The organism is Mesorhizobium sp. M0983 (assembly GCF_040318975.1).
In the GTDB taxonomy this organism is placed as follows: domain Bacteria; phylum Pseudomonadota; class Alphaproteobacteria; order Rhizobiales; family Rhizobiaceae; genus Mesorhizobium.
Window position 1 is genome coordinate 186,603 of sequence record NZ_JAMYNH010000010.1, and the last position, 16,489, is coordinate 203,091.

The window sequence follows — 16,489 nt, forward strand, 5'->3', positions numbered from 1 at the left end:
GTCTTAGCGGGAATTGCAGCAGGCCGCAAACGGCTTTGCTGTCATGATCGATCAAATCATCCCGCCTCTATGCCGGCACCCGCAGCGGCGCCCGCCGTCCCAGCCAGCCAGAGATCTTTTCCATCTGCGCGGCGAACGACAAAAGCGTCTCCTCGTCACCGGGGCGGCCGGCGGCCTGGACGCCGAGCGGCAGGCCGGCATCGGTCACGTAAACCGGAAGCGTGATCGACGGTTGCCCGCTGACGTTCTGGATCGCCGGCCAGTGGGTGAACCAAAGGCTCTTGTCCATCAGCTGGCCGAATAGCGGCTTGAACTTCAGCAGGCCGGCGAGGCGCAGTCTGTCCAGGACATTCTCGATGAATTCGTCGGCGCCTTTCGGGTCCATGGTGCCGCAGGCGAGCGGCGGGTGCGCGATGACAGGCATCAGCACTGCATCATAGTGCGCGGTTTCGGTGATAAGGCGGCGCGAGGTTGCGTGCAGCCGCTGCAGGCCGGCATAGATTTCGCCGGCCGAGAGGATTTCACCGAACCGGCTCATCACGCGCGTGGCGCGTTCGATATCGCCTGAGATGGAGCGGCCGACGCGCAAGGCCTCGCCACGCATCGTGCCGGCCACCGCCGCGGCGACGGTTCTGGCGAAATCGGCGATGAAATCGCGGTCGATATAGGGCAGGTCGATCTCCTCGACGCTGTGCCCGCCTTCGCGCGCCAGCCCAATCGCCGCATCCAGAGCTTTCAAGGTTTCTTCCGAAATCGGCAGGCCGAGCGGCGATTTTCGGTAGAAGGCGAGCTTGAGCTTGCCCGGATCGCGCCCGGCGGCCGCAGTGAAACTGCCGTTCGGCGAGGGTGCCGCGTAGGGCGACAGCGGGTCGGGCCCGTGGGTCAGGTCGAGCAGCAGGGCCGTATCGCGCACCGAGCGGGCCAACGCATGGTCGACGACAAAGCCGTACCAGCTTTCAGTGACGAGCGGCGTCAAGGGCACGCGGCCGCGCGAGGTTTTCAACCCGACCAGCCCGGTACAGGCCGCAGGCACCCTGATCGAGCCGCCGCCATCCGAGGCGTGCGCCACCGGCACGACGCCGGCCGCGACCAGCGCAGCCGCGCCGCCCGAGGAACCGCCGGTCGTGTGAGCGGTGTCCCATGGATTGCGGGTGACGCCGTAAGCCACCGACTCGGTCACCAGCCTCAGCCCGTGTTCGGGTGCGGTACTGGTGGCGATCGGGACCAGGCCGGCGGCCAGATAGCGTTCCGTCATGACCGAGTTAAAATCGGGGGTGTAGGCTGGGATGCGGCTGCCGCCATGCGTCGGCACGCCCTTCATGGCAATGCCGAGGTCCTTCAGCGCAAAGGGCACTCCGGCAAGCGGCAGCTTGTGGTCGACGGTTTTCGCTCGCGCCCGCGCCGCCTCAAAAAGCGGTTCGGCGATGGCGTTGATCTCCGGCTGGGTGGCCTCGGCCCGGGCGATCGCCGCATCGACGAGATCTTGCGGTGTGATCTCTCCCTTGTGCACGAGTGCGGCCTGGCCGGTTGCGTCATGCTCCCACAGAACCCGCTCGATCGACATGGTCGCCCTCCCGCTCATGGCAAGCTAGCGGGCGGCGATTTCCTTGGCAATCGACGCTGGCGCTGCCGGTGCGGCCAGACCATTTCAGTCGTTGCAAATACATTGCAATCGCCTAATTTGGCGGCCGATGACGCCGCAGGACATCAGCAACCTGATTGTCCGGACCTCGATGAAGGACCGGGCCGCGTTCGATCTGCTCTACCGGCAGACCAGCGCGAAACTTTTCGGCGTCTGCCTTCGTGTATTGAAGGACCGGGGAGATGCAGAAGAGGCGCTTCAGGAGGTCTTCGTCAAAATATGGACGAAGGCGGACCGTTTCGCCGTTTCGGATCTGAGCCCGATCTCCTGGCTGGTGGCCATTGCGCGCAATCATTCGATCGATAGGATCAGGGCGCGGCGAGAGCCTGCCGCCTATATCGATGCCGCGCTCGACGTGGCCGATCCGGCGCCGGGGCCGGAGGCCATGGCCGTGGCGGGCGGTGAGTCCGGACGCATCTACCATTGTCTCGATGAATTGGAAAAGGACAGGGCGGCGGCCGTCCGGGGCGCCTATCTGGACGGCAAAAGCTATGCGGAGCTGGCGGAGCGCTATGGCGTACCGCTGAACACGATGCGGACCTGGCTGCGGCGCAGCCTGTTGAAACTGAGAGAATGCCTGGAAAGATGACGCTGGCTGACGACAATGGACCGGAACGTGGGGGCGACGACCTGTTCGCCGCCGAATACGTTCTTGGCGTTCTGGCCGCCGATGAACGCGAGATCGCGTCGCGCCGCATCGATGCGGACGCCGCCTTCGCGCGCCTTGTGGATGCCTGGGAGGCGCATCTTTCGCCGATGGCCGCCGCCTATCCGGAGACAGAGCCTCCGATCAGGGTCAAGGAAGCATTGGACCGCCGGCTGTTCGCTGCAGAGCCGCGCGCCGGCCTCTGGTCGAGCCTTGGCTTCTGGCGCGGTCTTGCCGCCGCCGCCATTGCGGCGCTGGCAATCTATATTGCCTTGCCTTACGTCAATCCACCGGTCGTCGAGCCGCAAACCCGGCTTGTCGCCTCGTTGGCAGCCGAAGGCAGCGATGTCAAATATCTCGTCGTCTACGACGCCGTCCGTCACGATGTCGGCCTTTCCCACGTCTCCGGCGAGCGGACCGCCGGCAAGGACTTCGAGTTGTGGATGATCGAAGGCAAGAACGCGCCGGTGTCGATGGGCGTCATCCCGGCCGGTGCGACCGCGCATCTGGCCATCCCGCCCGCCGTCCGGGAGAAATTGGCGCAAGGCGCCGTGCTTGCGGTCAGCGTCGAGCCTGCCGGCGGTTCGCCGACCGGCCAGCCGACTGGACCGGTGGTCGCAGCGGGCGATCTGAAGAGCATCTGACCGATTCTTGCTTCGGAAGAAGACCTGAAATCTATCTCTCACGAACCAAAATCATGCAAAGCTTGTCGGCGGTGACCGATTAGCACATGGAAAATTGAAGCGACACAATATTTCTTACGTGAGGACGAAACTCCGGCATTTCTGTTGCGTATCTTCTTGCGTTCCCGAACGAGGGGAACGATAACCCAAGGAGATTGAAATCATGCGTAAATTCGCCACCCTTTTGCTTGCCGGCACGGTTGCGATTTCTGCGATCGCCACCATTGCCTATGCCCAAAATCCGATGGTCGGCGGCGCCGCCATGTATGCCCAGAAAAACATCGTCGAAAATGCTGTCAACTCGAAGGACCACACGACGCTGGTCGCTGCCGTCAAGGCAGGCGGCCTGGTCGATACGCTGCAAAGCGCTGGCCCCTTCACCGTGTTCGCGCCGACCAACGAGGCCTTTGCGGCACTTCCAGCCGGCACGGTGGAGACGCTGCTCAAGCCTGAAAACAAGGACAAGCTCGTCAAGATCCTGACTTGCCATGTCATCGGCGCCAAGGCGATGGCCGCCGACGTCGCCAAGATGGTCAAGGATGACGGTGGCACCCACAAGGTCAAGACGGTCGGTGGTTGCGAACTGTCGCTCAAGACCGACGGCGGCAAGGTCACCGTGACCGACGAGAACGGCAATGTCGCTAATGTGACGATCGCCGATGTCGAGCAGTCCAACGGCGTCATCCACGTCGTCGACAAGGTTCTCCTGCCGAAGATGTAACAAACGCACGCTGCCGGCGAAGATATCGCTAAGGGCCTCCCTGCGCACACTCCGCGCCGTTCACGCAAGTGGATAGGCGCGGAGTCCCGCTTTGAGGACAGCGATCGTCACCGGCTTTTGATTTCCGTCTGGCGGTCGAATTTGGCACAAGCAGTAACAGGAGGAATGGGCATGAACCGTCGCGAGCTTCTTTTGAGTGGTGCGGCAGCCATTGGCGTTGTCGCAGGCGCCACCGCGCTGCGCATGGGCGGAGCCCAGGATGCACGCGCGGCCGAGACTTTCGAGGTTACCAAGACCGAGGCCGAGTGGCGCGCCATCCTGTCCGACGCGGCCTTCAATGTGCTGCGCAAGGAGGGCACGGAATACCCGGGCACCAGTCCGCTGCTCAACGAGCACCGCAAAGGCATCTTCGCTTGCGCCGGCTGCGACCTGCCGGTCTATTCGTCAGAGACCAAGTTCGATTCCGGCACCGGCTGGCCGAGCTTCTGGCAGGAAATCCCCAACGCGATCGGCAAGACCGTGGACAGGTCGTTGGGCATGACCCGCACCGAGGTCCATTGTCGCCGCTGCGGTGGCCATCTCGGCCACGTCTTCGACGACGGTCCGCCGCCGACCGGGTTGCGGCATTGCATCAACGGTGTCGCCTTGACCTTCAAGCCGGCGACGGCCTGAGGATGGCTGCGCCCCTGACTTTGTCGGAGAGCGCGAGGACTTCGTAATGGTTGATTTTGCGCATGACCCCGAAATCGCTTTTCGGGGTCATGCGCGAGGGCGCCAGGCGGGGATCCAGCGCGCCTCAATGGCCTCCGCCACCGCCGCCCTGAGCGGCTGGCTTGCGGATCACCAGGGTGAAGAGCCCAAGCGTCGCGAACAAAACCGTCAGCATGAAGAATACGTCCATGAACGACAGCAGCGACGCCTGCTGCTGGACCATGCCTGACAGTTTGGAGATGGCCGCCTTGGAGGCGTCGAGCCCGGCGGTCTGCTCGAAGTTGAGCGTCATGTTCTGCAGCTTCTGCTGCGCAGCGGCACTTCCCCATTGCACGTGCTCGGAGAGCCTGGCGTAGTGGAAGGCATTGCGGTCGATCAGCACGGTGTTGATGACGGCCAGGCCGACGGCGCCGCCGAGATTGCGGGTCAGGTTGAACAGGCCAGACGCATTCTTCAGCCGCTCCGGCGGCAGGGTTCCGAGCGCAATGTTGTTGATCGGCACCATGCACAGCATCATCGAGCAACCGCGCAGGATCTGCGGGATCAGCAGTTCATAGAAATCCCAGTCGGCGGTGAGATGCGTCATCCACCAGGTCCCCGTGGCGAAGCCGAAGAAGCCGATCATCATCATGATGCGCGGGTCCATCTTGTTCGACAGGATGCCGGAGATCGGCGCGGTGAAGAACATGGCCAGGCCGCTGACGAACAGCGCCTCGCCGATCATCATCGAATCGTAGCCGCGGATGCGCCCCAGGAACACCGGATAAAGATAGGTCAGACCGTAGAGGCCGATGCCGACGACGAAGGAGAACAGCGAGCCGAAGGCGAAATTGATATTGCTGAAAGCCCTCAGATCGACAATCGGCTCCTCGGCGGTGAACACGCGCCAGAAGAACAGCACCGCGCCGAAGGTCATGATGACGGCGCAGACGAACACCGCCTGATCCTGCAGCCAGTCGTTATTGGGACCTTCCTCCAGCACATATTCCATGCAGCCCAGGAAGGCGGCCATACCGGCAAGCCCCCACCAGTCGAACTTGCTGAACAGCTTGAGATTGGGTTTGTCGAAGTCGATCAGCGACCAGGCGGCCGTCGTCACCAGAATGCCGGGCACGACGTTGACCAGGAACAGCCAGTGCCAGGACATGGCATGGCTGATATAGCCGCCGACTGTCGGGCCGATGGTTGGCGCCAGCGTCGCCACCAGGCCGATCATCGGCGAGACGATGGCGCGACGCGACGGTGGGAAGATGGTGAAGGCGGCTGCAAAGACGCTCGGGATCATGCCGCCGCCGATGAAGCCCTGCACGGCGCGGTAGACGATCATCTGGTCGATATTGGTTGCGGTCGCCGCCAGCGCGCTGGCCGCGGTGAACCCTGCCGCCGAGATCGTGAACAGCACTCGCGTCGACAGCATCCGGCTGAGGAAGCCCGACAGCGGGATCATCACCACCTCGGCAATCAGATAGGCCGTCTGCACCCACGGAATCTCGTCCGAACTGGCGCTCAGGCCCGCCTGGATCTCAGCCAGCGAGGCCGAGACGATCTGGATGTCCAGGATCGCCATGAACATGCCGAACACCATTGCCAGGAAGGCGATGACGCGGCGTGTCGAGATGTGGTCGACCGGCACCGGCATGGCTGGCCTCGGCGCCGATCCTGCAGTTAGGGTTGCGGTCGCCATGACCTTTGCTCCCGGTTCCGCTTTACTTCGATGCCGAAGGCGCCGTGCGGCTGTCGACGGCGACGACGACGCTCAGGCCAGCTCGCAGCTTGCCCGTCTTCAGCACATCCGCTGGCACGTCGATGCGAACCGGAACGCGCTGCACCACCTTGGTGAAATTGCCTGTGGCGTTCTCCGGCGGCAGCAGCGAGAACACTGCCCCTGAAGCCGGCGCCAGCGACGACACGGTACCCTCGATGTCCTGGCCGTCGATCGCGTCGACCGACACTCTGACCTTTTCACCAGGCACCAGCCGGGCAAGCTGCGTCTCCTTGAAATTGGCGACGATGTAGAGCTTGTCCATTGGCACGATGACGGCGAGCTTCTGTCCAGGGCTGATCAGGTCACCCTGCTCGACCGAGCGGTTGCCGACCACGCCGTCATAGGGTGCGCGCAGCACGGTGAAGGACAGGTCCCGCACCGCCTTGTCGTGGGCAAGCTGCAGCGAGGCCAGCGTGCTGGCCGATTCCGTGCGCTGCGCCTGGAGCACGCCGATATTGGCCTGAGCCGCCGCGATCTGCGCGTCGGCGCCGGCAAGTGCGGCATTGGCTTGCTCGACCGCCGTCTGGGCATCGTCCAACTGGGCCTGGGTGCCGACGCGGGTCTTGAGCAGCTGGGCGGCCCGCGCTTGGACGCGCTTGGCATTATCGGCCGCGGCCTGGTCGGCGGTCTTCTGCGCCTGCGCCTGCTTGAGCGAGGCGCGCGCCGCCTCAGTCTGGGCATCGATGCGGTCGAGCGTCTTGCTCAACGTGGCGATCTGCGCCTCGGCCTGGGCAACGGCTATCTTGTAGTCGCCGTCATCGACGATCAGCAGCGGGTCGCCGGCCTTCACTTGCTGGTTCTCGGTCACTTTGACCTGATCGACATAGCCCGAGATTTTTGGCGAGATGAACGCCGTGTCGGCCTGGACATAGGCGTCGTCGGTCGTGATCATAAAGCGCCCGTCGGTCCAGTAATCATAGCCATACCAGGCGCCGGCGCCCAGCAGGGCCAGGCCGATGATGGGCAACAACATCGAGCGCATCGAGCGCTTCTTTTTGGCGGGAGCCAGCGGGGTGACGTCGGCGGGTTTGACAGGGGCTTCCGGCGCTTCGATCGCAGGCTGGACCTTGGCACTGGGGAAAGGGCGGACTTCGGCACTGGTGGGCGCGTTCGAGGACATGATATCTCTCTAAATTAACTGGCGCTGAATTTTGTCAGACTGAACCGTTCGGTTCGATCCCGACATTGACTTAGCGCTTAAAGAAGCCCATATCAAGAGCAATCGAACCGGATGGTTCGAATTATTTTACGAGGTGTGACATTATGGCCGAAGCCCCCAAGGCCGCTCCTTTGCCTGAGTCAGGCCCATTGCCCGGCGCTGGCAAGGACCAGTGCGATCTGCTGGACAGTCTGCCGCGCGGCCGCCCGGCCGCGGGGCAAGACCCAGTCAAGCGCAGCCAGATCATCGACGGTGCGCGCCGTGTCTTCATCGACAAGGGCTTCGAAGCCGCGTCGATGAACGACATCACCCGCGAGGCCGGCGTGTCCAAGGGCACCATCTATGTCTACTTCGCCAACAAGGAAGAGCTGTTCGAAGCGCTGATCGAGGAAGAACGCGGCACGATCTTCAAGAACATGTACGAAGTGCTGGACCAGATCGGCGACCTTCGCCAGACGCTGGTGAAGTTCGGCATCGTGCTGTCCATGAAGATCACCTCGGCGAGGGTCATCCTGGCGCAGCGGACGGTGATCGGCGCGTCGGAACGCATTCCGGAGCTTGGCGCGCGATTTTACGAACGCGGCCCGAAGCGCGGCCATGACCGGGTTGTCGTTTTCCTCAACATGGCTATCGAACGCGGCCTGCTGAAGATCGACGATGTCGAGCTTGCCGCCTATCAGTTCACCGAGCTGTGCCTGGCCGGTCTTTTCCGCCAGTGCATATTCGCCTATCGCACCAAAGCGCCAAGTGCGGCCGAGATCGAACATATCGTCAGGTCGGGCGTCGATGTGTTCCTGAAGGCCTACGGCACCGAACAGCTTGCAGAGCAGGAACGGACCTCCAGCCCCGCCTGACCAGCCGTCGGATTCCGTTGCCTATCCGCCATTGGCGGCGAGCACGATCGCCGCACGCAATTCTTCGAGGCCTTCGCTCTTTTCCGACGACGTGGCGAGCACGAAGGGAAAGGCCGCCGGGCGTTTCTTGATCTTCTGCAGCGTTTCCTCGATCAGCCGTGGTACCCCCGCCGCCTTGATCTTGTCGGTCTTGGTCAGCACGATCTGATACGACACCGCCGCCTTGTCGAGCAGCGACAGCACCTCGTCGTCCTTGGCCTTGATGCCATGGCGGGCGTCGATCAGCACGTAGACGCGCTTCAGCGTCACGCGGCCCTTCAGGTAGTCGAACACGAGCTTCGTCCACTCGTCGACCTTTTCCTTCGGCGCCGTGGCGTAGCCATAGCCCGGCATATCGACCAGTGCCATCGGCGGCAGATCGGCGCCTTCTCCCGAAAATCCGCCCGGCACGAAATAGTTGAGCTCTTGCGTCCGGCCCGGCGTGTTGGAGGTGCGCGCCAGCCCCTTCTGGTTGACCAGCGCGTTGATCAGCGACGATTTGCCGACATTGGAGCGGCCGGCAAAGGCGATCTCGGGTGGACCCTCCGGCGGCAGGAATTTCATCGCCGGCACGCCGCGGATGAAGATCCAGGCTCGCGTGAACAATTCGATGCCGATCGTGGTCTTGTTCAACGCGTTCAAACCGCTGCCTCCAGAAGAAAAATGTTGCTGCCACGAATGGCATCGAGATTGCGGCTGATCTTTTCCACCGGCCAGTGCCACCACGCCAGCGCCAGCAGCCGCCGGATGGTCCTGTCATCGAAGCGCATCTTCACCACCTTGGCCGGATTGCCGGCGACGATCGCATAGGCCGGCACATCGTGCGTCACCACCGACTTTGCCGCCACAATGGCGCCGTCGCCGATCTTGACGCCCGGCAGCATCACCGCTTCCATGCCGATCCAGACGTCGTTGCCGACGATTGTGTCGCCACGCACCTCCTTCGACCATGTCGCCGGGTCGAAGCCTTCTTCCCAGCCGTGGCCAAAGATATTGAACGGATAGGTCGAAAAGCCGGACATGGCGTGATTGGCGCCGTTCATGATGAAACGCGCGCCCTCGGCGAGGGCGCAGAACTTGCCGATGACCAGCCTGTCGCCGATGAACGGATAATGATGCAGCACGCATTTTTCGGCGAATTTGTCAGGTCCGTCAGGGTCGTCATAATAGGTGAAGTCGCCGATCTCGATATTAGGCGCCGTCACCAGCGGTTTCAGAAAGCCGACGCGTGTGTGCAACGGGATCGGATGCTTGATCGATGGATTGGGTCCGGTCATATCGAGCTCCGTCGAGCACCTGCCAGGCAGGTCAAAATAGCGCGATCCGTCCCGCAGTACCAATCGCTTAATCCAGGCCGGCAGCTTGTGCAAAAAGCCCCGGACGAACCGGGGCTTTCTGGTTTCGCATTATCGGAGCGCCGGCTATTCCGCCGGCGACGGTTTCTTGCGGAACAGCGCGACCAGATTGTCCCACAATTCGATCTTGGCGCCCTGCCGCTTCATGATCACGCCCTGCTGCAGGATCGAGAGCGTGTTGTTCCAGGCCCAGTAGATAACGAGACCGGCCGGAAAACCCGCCATCATGAAGGTGAAGATCACGGGCATCCAGGTGAAGATCGCCGCCTGCGTCGGGTCCGGCGGCGTCGGGTTCATGCGCATCTGCAGGAACATCGTCACGCCCATGATCAGCGGCCAGACGCCGATCATCAGCATGTGCGGCAAGGTGATCGGGATCAGCCCGAACAGGTTGAAAATCGATGTCGGGTCCGGCGCCGCCAGATCCTGGATCCAGCCGAAGAACGGTGCGTGTCGCATCTCGATGGTGATGTAGAGCACCTTGTAGAGCGCGAAGAAGACCGGGATCTGCAGCGCCACCGGCCAGCAGCCGGCGATCGGGTTGATCTTCTCGGTCTTGTAGAGCTCCATCATCGCCTGCTGCTGCTTCATCTTGTCGTCCGCGTATTTCTCGCGGATTTCGAGCATCTTGGGCTGCACCTTCTTCATGTTCGCCATCGACGCGTAGGACTTGTTGGCGAGCGGGAAGAAGAGGGCCTTGACGATGACGGTGGTGGCGAGGATCGCCAGGCCGAAATTGCCGAAGAATTTGTAGAGCGTGTCGATCAGCCAGAACATCGGCTTGGTGATGAAATGGAACCAGCCCCAGTCGATCAACAGGTCGAACCGCTTGATGTGGCGATCCTCGGCATAGGCATTGATCTTGCCGACCTCCTTGGCGCCGGCGAAGACCTCGGTCTCAACCGTCGCCGATTGGCCGGCGTCGACATTGATGTGGTCGGTCAGGAAGTCGGACTGATAGCGGTGCCGGCCATCCTCGAAATAGGCATAGCGCGGCTGGAACGGCTGCTTCTCTGTCGGCGCCAGCGTCACCGCCCAATATTTGTCGGTGATGCCCAGCCAGCCGTCGGTCGACTTGCCTGGCTTGAATTCCCTGTCCTTTTCGATGGACGCGTATTTGTGTTCCTGCAGGCCTTCCTCGCCGGTGAAGCCGATCAGGCCTTCGAACAGCACATAGATGCTGGCAACGGCCGGCTTGTCGAAACGGGTGACGCGGCCATAGTTGAACAATGAGACGGCGGCGGCACCCGAATTCTGCACCGTATCGGAAACCGTGAACATATAGTCCCTGTCGACCGAGAATGTGCGCTTGAAGGTCAGGCCCTTGTCGTTACTGAAGGCGAGCGTCACTGGTGTGTCCGGCGTCAGCGTCGGATTGCCGTCGACGTTCCAAACGGTCTTCGGTCCCGGCAGTGTTCCCGCCTTGTCGTCCCCAACAAAGCCGATCTCGGCGAAATAACCGTTGGGCAGCGACTCAGGATTGAGCAGCGCAATCTCGGGCGAGGTCTTGTCGACCGTCTCCCTGTAATGCTTGAGCCGGAGATCATCGAGGCGCGCGCCGGTGAGGTTGATCGAGCCTTCGAGGCTCGGCGTGTCGATCTTGACGCGCTTGGTCGAGGCAATCACCTGCTCGCGGCCGGCCGGCGTCACCGCGTCGCCGCCAGGCGCGTTCGGAATGGCGCCCGGCTGCACCGGTGTTTCGCTGGCGCCCGGACTGGTGCCTTGGGCGGCCTTCTTCTGCTCCGCCACGCGCTGTTCTTCGATGCGGGCGGCCTCACGCTGCATCTCGCTGCGCGGCATCACATAGAAATATTGCCAAAGCGCCAGGATCAGCACCGACAGTGCGATGGTGATAAAGAAGTTGCGGTTGTTTTCCATCGAAGCCCTTGGCCTATCGTGTTCCACGCAATCTGCGGGAGAGTTCGGCCTTCAACTGGCCAAACGGAGTGGTAAGCACGTCTTCGCGCCCGACGATGACATAATCATTGCCGGGCGCCATGTCATCCGCGGCATGCGTGCGCACGGCCTCTCTCAGCCGCCGCCGGATGCGGTTGCGAACGACGGCATTGCCGACCTTCTTGGTGACCGTATAACCGACGCGCGGCGCCTCGCCGTCGCTGCGATCCAGAACCTCGACGAGGACAAGCCGCCCGCGGCGCTTTTCGCCACGGCGGACGGCCAGGAATTCCGCGCGCTTCAGAAGCCGCTTGGGATGGGCACCCGTTGGCTTGCCGGTTGCGGGCAACGATCTTGTCTCTCGCTTGGTGCTCAGGCGCTGAGACGCTTGCGGCCGCGGTTGCGGCGGGCTGCGACGACGCCGCGGCCACCTTTGGTTGCCATGCGGGCGCGGAAACCGTGCCTGCGTTTGCGGACGAGTTTGGACGGCTGGTAAGTACGCTTCATTTGTTTAAATACCGCGGGGTGCGGCCCTTCTTGATTCTGTCACTTTGTAACAGGAGCTTTGCCGGGCCGGTTTTGGCGCGATCGAAACCGCGCCGGGACGAATGGCCCGAGCGTGAGCGGGCTTATAGAAAGAAGGGTTTTGGAAGTCAATCCAGCCTGTCGGGCCGGCGTTGTCGGACTGGCAGGGAAGTCCTTGCGGCCCTTTGTCCGGCTTCGATCAAGGATGAATTTGGCAAAAAAGCCGCAATCGCCTAATCTCACCCGATCAAGCGATCGTGAAGACAAGCAGTCCTTAAGACAAGCAGCCGTGATGACAGGCAGCCGTGACGACGAGCATGAGTGAAGTCCCAGCAACCGACGAAAGCATCGCCGAGGCGAAGGCCGCCACCCGCAGGGTGCCCTTGGCGCGCGGCCTGTCGACCAAGTTGCTGCTGCTCACCATCGTCTTCGTGCTCTTGGCTGAAATCCTCATCTTCGTGCCCTGGATCGCCAGTTACCGGCTGAGTTGGCTGAAGGAGAGGCTGAGTACTGCCGCTGCTGTTTCCATCGTCCTGGTGCAGGGCGAACCTGCCTCGCTGTCGCGTGCCGCCCAGAACGACGTGCTGATGGCGATCGGCGCCAAGGCGATCGCGGTGCGCGACGGCGGCGTCTCGCGGCTGCTGGTCGTGGCCGAAATGCCGCCGCAGGTGGACGAGCATATCGATATCGCCAATGTCGGCATGATCAAGGGCATGACCGGCGCGCTGGACACGCTGTTTTTCGGCGGCAAGAGGATGCTGCGCGTTTTCGGGCCGGTCGGCGACAGCGACAAGGAGTTCGAGCTGATCATGCCCGACCACCGCCTGCGCAATGCCATGCTGATCTATTCGCGCAACGTCGCCTTCGTCTCGCTGCTGATTTCGCTGTTCACCGCCATGCTGGTCTACGCCGCGATAGACCTGATCATGATCGGCCCGATCAGGACGATGACGCGCTCGATGCTGTCCTTTTCCGAGGCGCCCGACGATCCCGGTCGCATCATTCACCCCGCCGCCCGGGCCGACGAGATCGGCGTCGCCGAACGCGAGCTGTCGCAGATGCAGGAGCGGCTGCAAAAGATGCTGACCGAGCAGAAGCACCTGGCCGATCTCGGCCTGGCCGTGTCGAAGATCAACCACGACATGCGCAACATCCTTGCCTCGGCGCAGCTGATGTCGGACCGCCTGCGCCAGGTAAAGGACCCGACTGTTCAGGCCTTCGCGCCAAAACTGCTGCGCGCGCTCGATCGCGCCGTGTCCTATTCGGAAGGCGTGCTGTCCTATGGCCGCACCCAGGAGCCGCCGCCGTCGCGTCGCAGGCTGCGGCTGCGCCAGTTGGTCGAGGACGTCCAGGGCCTGCTCGACATCGAATGCGGCATCGAATTCGTCAACGCCGTCGATCCGGTGCTCGAGGTCGACGCCGATTCCGATCAGCTGTTCCGCGTGCTCACCAATCTTAGCCGCAACGCCGTGCAGGCGATGGCGGCGGACACCGAGAGCGCCGTAGTGCGCCGCCTGACCATATCGGCCGAGCGCATCGGCAGCGTCAGCCGCATCGTCGTCACCGACACCGGCCCCGGCCTGCCGCCGAAGGCGCGCGAAAACCTGTTCGCGGCGTTTCGCGGCTCGGCCCGCAGCGGCGGCACCGGCCTTGGCCTGGCGATCGCCCATGAATTGATCCGCGCCCATGGCGGCACGGTGGAGCTGGTCGAAAGCATCGGCGGCCGCACCACATTCGCTGTCACCATTCCCGACCAGCCGGTCCGGCTCGACCAAGCCCGCAACGGCCTGCGCCGCCCGGCGTAACGAACCGTTTCGTTACGGACCGTTTCAATTCGCAAATGGTTGGTCCGGGACTAAGAGTCATCGGCTCGGCCGCCGTGCAACGGCTTGTTTCGTTACGGACCGTTCCGATTGGCAAATGACCGATCCAAGACGACGACCTATCGGCTCGGCCGCCGCGTGACGCGATCTTACCTTCGCCGGCCGGCGCATGACGGCAAAACGTGACGGCAAAACTTTTGGCCAGGATCGGCTTGCTTTTCGCAAATTCAGTCGCTAGGGAACAGCTCACATTCGCGGCCGGTCGCCAGGATCGGATCGCGGGGCTATGCAAAGCATGGCCTGTTGCGCGCCCGTAGCTCAGCTGGATAGAGCACCAGACTACGAATCTGGGGGTCAGGAGTTCGAATCTCTTCGGGCGCGCCAAATATCCACCGATCGCACGATATAGCCCGATTCCCATCAGACTACGCCCGCGCAAAGAGCGGGAGATAGTCCGCGAGCGAAAGGCGTAGAAACGGCGGCGTTAGGCGGTGGAAAAGGTCGAATCTCTCGGGTTGAATGGCTGATTTCTGATCAGCAGGCACGTGCCATATATCACTTGGGTGGCATGAGCCATTTCACTCTAAATCTACTTCGGTTGCGAACGTAGAAGGCCGCTGATTGCCGCGAAGTTTACCAATAAGACCTCTTTGCAGGCGCCCGTCGGCCTCGGTGCGTGCTGTAGGCTAAATACAAGGCAATGGCCGTCGTACAAAAGGTGACACCGGCGCTGATAAAGAACACAACGCTCAAACCTGCTCGATCGGCAGCCCATCCCAACGCCGGGCTTCCTAGAGCCATCGCGACATCGAGAAAGACCGTGTAGATGCCCATTGCCAGCCCGCGGCTTTCAGGCGAGGTGTCACGGACAGCCTCGACACCCAGACCGGGATAGACGAGCGAGTAGCCGAGTCCCGCGAGAGCGGCTCCGGCGGATGCCATCATCGTGCTTCGGGCCAATCCCATGAGGATCAATCCGGCCGCTTGCACCAGAACGAACACCAAGGCGATTCTCGCGCCGCCGAACTTATCCGGTAGATGGCCAAACATCATTCGCGCCACGATCAACGCCGCGCCAAAGGCAGTGAAGGCAAGCCAGACGGGCTGCCAGCCGTGATTGGCATAAAGGAGCGAGCTGAATGCGAGAATGGCGCAATAGCCGATGCTGCTAAGCGCCGCGCCAAGTCCGGGTAGCCAGACCGCTCCAATCACGCCGCCAAAAGTGGATCTCGTCCGTGCCGATAGGACAGGCGGACTCGGCGCTCGCAATAGGAACAGCAGAACGAGCAGTGGCGCCAAGGTCGTGATAAGGCCGATCGCCGCAAAGCCGTACGGTACAAAGAGCATCGTGCCGAGCGGACCGCCGAAGGCGAGCGCCGCGAACATGGCCGTGCCGACCCAGGCGATGACCTTCCCCGCATGGCCGGAATCGACCATTGCCAATCCCCAGCTCACGCCCCCGGTGATGATGAAGCTTTCGGCTCCACCGAGCACCGCACGTCCCACCAGAAGAATCGCAACAGAGAGGGTTGGCGAACTCACGAAGGTCAAGGACAGGAGATACAGCAATCCAGCACCGGCGGCGGCGATCAGGCCGAGGACGACGCTGCGTTTGCCGCCATTCGCATCCGAATAGGTGCCGGACCATATGCGCGTGACCAGAGACGCGGCAAATTGCGAGCCCGCAACCAGGCCGACGACGAAAGTTCCGAAGCCGAGATCCTGATTCACATGCAGCGGCAGCACCGGCAGGGCCGCGCCGATGACGAGGAAGCCGGCCAACACGGCCGCCATGATCGGCAGCAACGTCACGGCGGCTGAGGGCGGCGGTCTGGACGATGAGGGCAAAGGAGTCATCGCGACCAGCAGCGTTCAGTTGGCGGAGCGCTTCTCGAACACGGAGCGCGCAACAGCGGCTGCCGAGAAAGCGTTCGGCCATCCGGCGTAGTACGCGAGATGGCTGATGGCTTCGGAGGCTTCCATGCGCATCAGTCCATTATCCATCGCCCGGTTGAGGTGGTAGGGAATCTGCTCGACCTGGCCGGCCGAGATCAGGGCGCTGACCGTCACCAGACTGCGATCGCGCGGGGCGAGATCGGGCCGCAGCCACAGGTCGCGAAACAATACGTCGGTCGTATCCCTCACCAATCCCGGCGATGCCGGTCCTGTGCCTTGCGCGACGCGGGCGGCGCGATCGGCCTCGGCTTTTTCGTCCAGCGGCAGGAAATCAACCATGGCCTTGGGGAGCTGGTCGGGTCCGACACCGCGCGCCGCGAACACCTCCTTCGTGATGCCCGTCGCGGCAACCGCATTGCCCCAGCCGGCATAGAAGGCGAGATGCGTGATAATCTCTGAGATTTCGGCCGGCTTCACCCCATTGTCGAGTGCGAGATGCACCTGCTCCGGCAGGAGAATGTCCTGGTTGCGCGTGATCACGGCAGCGACAGTGACGATGCTGCGATCCCGCAGCGACAGGCCCGGCCTCTTCCAGAGGCCATTTGCAAGCTTCTCATCGGCGTAGCGCTCAAGCGCGGGCGAAACGGTTCGCACGTCTTCGCGAGACAGGCTGCCGGTCTGCGATCCGGTTTGCGCGGCGGTATCGACGGCTCCCATGGAAAGAGCGAGAGCCAGAACGGTCGAGGTTTTCATGATGAAGCCTTTCGTTCCGTT

16 protein-coding genes and 1 tRNA gene are annotated in these 16,489 nt (G+C 62.6%); 7 read left to right on the plus strand and 10 right to left on the minus strand.

The window, feature by feature from the left end:
• Positions 1-67: 67 nt before the first annotated feature.
• The gene (locus NKH71_RS19970) at positions 68-1,564 is read right to left on the minus strand and encodes an amidase (RefSeq protein WP_352484319.1); all 1,497 of its coding nucleotides are present in this window, start codon (positions 1,562-1,564) and stop codon (positions 68-70) included.
• A 127-nt stretch (positions 1,565-1,691) separates the two neighbouring features.
• Between NKH71_RS19970 and NKH71_RS19975 the strand changes: the two genes are divergently transcribed.
• The 4 genes from NKH71_RS19975 to msrB all read left to right on the plus strand — a co-directional run bounded on the left by NKH71_RS19975 (position 1,692) and on the right by msrB (position 4,364).
• Positions 1,692-2,231 (plus strand): sigma-70 family RNA polymerase sigma factor, encoded by a 540-nt coding sequence (locus NKH71_RS19975; protein WP_352484318.1) that lies wholly within the window; start codon positions 1,692-1,694, stop codon positions 2,229-2,231.
• Positions 2,228-2,932: an anti-sigma factor gene (locus NKH71_RS19980; RefSeq protein WP_352484356.1), complete on the plus strand. Its 705-nt coding sequence runs from the start codon at positions 2,228-2,230 to the stop codon at positions 2,930-2,932. The genes NKH71_RS19975 and NKH71_RS19980 overlap by 4 nt, the downstream gene beginning before the upstream one ends.
• A 202-nt stretch (positions 2,933-3,134) precedes the next feature.
• Positions 3,135-3,692, plus strand: a complete 558-nt coding sequence (locus NKH71_RS19985; protein ID WP_352790283.1) for a fasciclin domain-containing protein — start codon at positions 3,135-3,137, stop codon at positions 3,690-3,692.
• Between the two features lie 171 nt (positions 3,693-3,863).
• Entirely contained in the window at positions 3,864-4,364 is a 501-nt protein-coding gene (msrB, locus tag NKH71_RS19990) for a peptide-methionine (R)-S-oxide reductase MsrB (RefSeq protein WP_292655897.1), read from the plus strand.
• Between the two features lie 124 nt (positions 4,365-4,488).
• On the opposite strand, the gene NKH71_RS19995 is transcribed toward msrB, so the two are convergent.
• Both NKH71_RS19995 and NKH71_RS20000 read right to left on the minus strand, forming a co-directional pair.
• Complete coding sequence (locus NKH71_RS19995) at positions 4,489-6,042, minus strand: DHA2 family efflux MFS transporter permease subunit (RefSeq protein WP_352484355.1); 1,554 nt, start codon at positions 6,040-6,042, stop codon at positions 4,489-4,491.
• A 67-nt stretch (positions 6,043-6,109) separates the two neighbouring features.
• On the minus strand, positions 6,110-7,288 hold the full coding sequence (locus NKH71_RS20000; RefSeq protein ID WP_352484316.1) for an HlyD family secretion protein: 1,179 nt from the start codon (positions 7,286-7,288) through the stop codon (positions 6,110-6,112).
• A 143-nt stretch (positions 7,289-7,431) separates the two neighbouring features.
• Between NKH71_RS20000 and NKH71_RS20005 the strand changes: the two genes are divergently transcribed.
• The gene (locus NKH71_RS20005) at positions 7,432-8,181 is read left to right on the plus strand and encodes a TetR/AcrR family transcriptional regulator (protein WP_352484315.1); all 750 of its coding nucleotides are present in this window, start codon (positions 7,432-7,434) and stop codon (positions 8,179-8,181) included.
• Between the two features lie 21 nt (positions 8,182-8,202).
• On the opposite strand, the gene yihA is transcribed toward NKH71_RS20005, so the two are convergent.
• From yihA to rpmH, 5 genes are all read right to left on the minus strand, one after another.
• Positions 8,203-8,862 carry a ribosome biogenesis GTP-binding protein YihA/YsxC gene (gene yihA, locus NKH71_RS20010; RefSeq protein WP_031193748.1) on the minus strand — a complete coding sequence of 220 codons (660 nt, stop codon included), beginning with the start codon at positions 8,860-8,862 and terminating at the stop codon, positions 8,203-8,205.
• Positions 8,859-9,497, minus strand: coding sequence for a CatB-related O-acetyltransferase (locus NKH71_RS20015; protein ID WP_352591267.1), 639 nt, complete (start codon positions 9,495-9,497; stop codon positions 8,859-8,861). Before NKH71_RS20015 ends, yihA begins: the two co-directional genes overlap by 4 nt.
• Positions 9,498-9,641: 144 nt before the next feature.
• Complete coding sequence (gene yidC, locus NKH71_RS20020; RefSeq protein ID WP_352895288.1) at positions 9,642-11,453, minus strand: membrane protein insertase YidC; 1,812 nt, start codon at positions 11,451-11,453, stop codon at positions 9,642-9,644.
• Between the two features lie 13 nt (positions 11,454-11,466).
• Complete coding sequence (gene rnpA / locus NKH71_RS20025) at positions 11,467-11,820, minus strand: ribonuclease P protein component (protein ID WP_352895289.1); 354 nt, start codon at positions 11,818-11,820, stop codon at positions 11,467-11,469.
• Positions 11,821-11,843: 23 nt separating this feature from the next.
• Positions 11,844-11,978, minus strand: coding sequence for a 50S ribosomal protein L34 (gene rpmH / locus NKH71_RS20030; protein ID WP_008833937.1), 135 nt, complete (start codon positions 11,976-11,978; stop codon positions 11,844-11,846).
• A gap of 335 nt (positions 11,979-12,313) precedes the next feature.
• Here rpmH and NKH71_RS20035 point away from each other — a divergent pair, with 335 nt between their 5' ends.
• On the plus strand, positions 12,314-13,801 hold the full coding sequence (locus NKH71_RS20035; RefSeq protein ID WP_023718217.1) for a sensor histidine kinase: 1,488 nt from the start codon (positions 12,314-12,316) through the stop codon (positions 13,799-13,801).
• Between the two features lie 325 nt (positions 13,802-14,126).
• Positions 14,127-14,203: transfer RNA gene (locus NKH71_RS20040), tRNA-Arg, on the plus strand.
• A 249-nt stretch (positions 14,204-14,452) separates the two neighbouring features.
• Here the strand turns inward: NKH71_RS20040 and NKH71_RS20045 are convergent.
• Both NKH71_RS20045 and NKH71_RS20050 read right to left on the minus strand, forming a co-directional pair.
• Positions 14,453-15,676 (minus strand): arabinose transporter, encoded by a 1,224-nt coding sequence (locus NKH71_RS20045; protein ID WP_352895290.1) that lies wholly within the window; start codon positions 15,674-15,676, stop codon positions 14,453-14,455.
• A 15-nt stretch (positions 15,677-15,691) separates the two neighbouring features.
• Positions 15,692-16,468 (minus strand): carboxymuconolactone decarboxylase family protein, encoded by a 777-nt coding sequence (locus NKH71_RS20050; RefSeq protein WP_502900404.1) that lies wholly within the window; start codon positions 16,466-16,468, stop codon positions 15,692-15,694.
• Between the last annotated feature and the right edge of the window lie 21 nt (positions 16,469-16,489).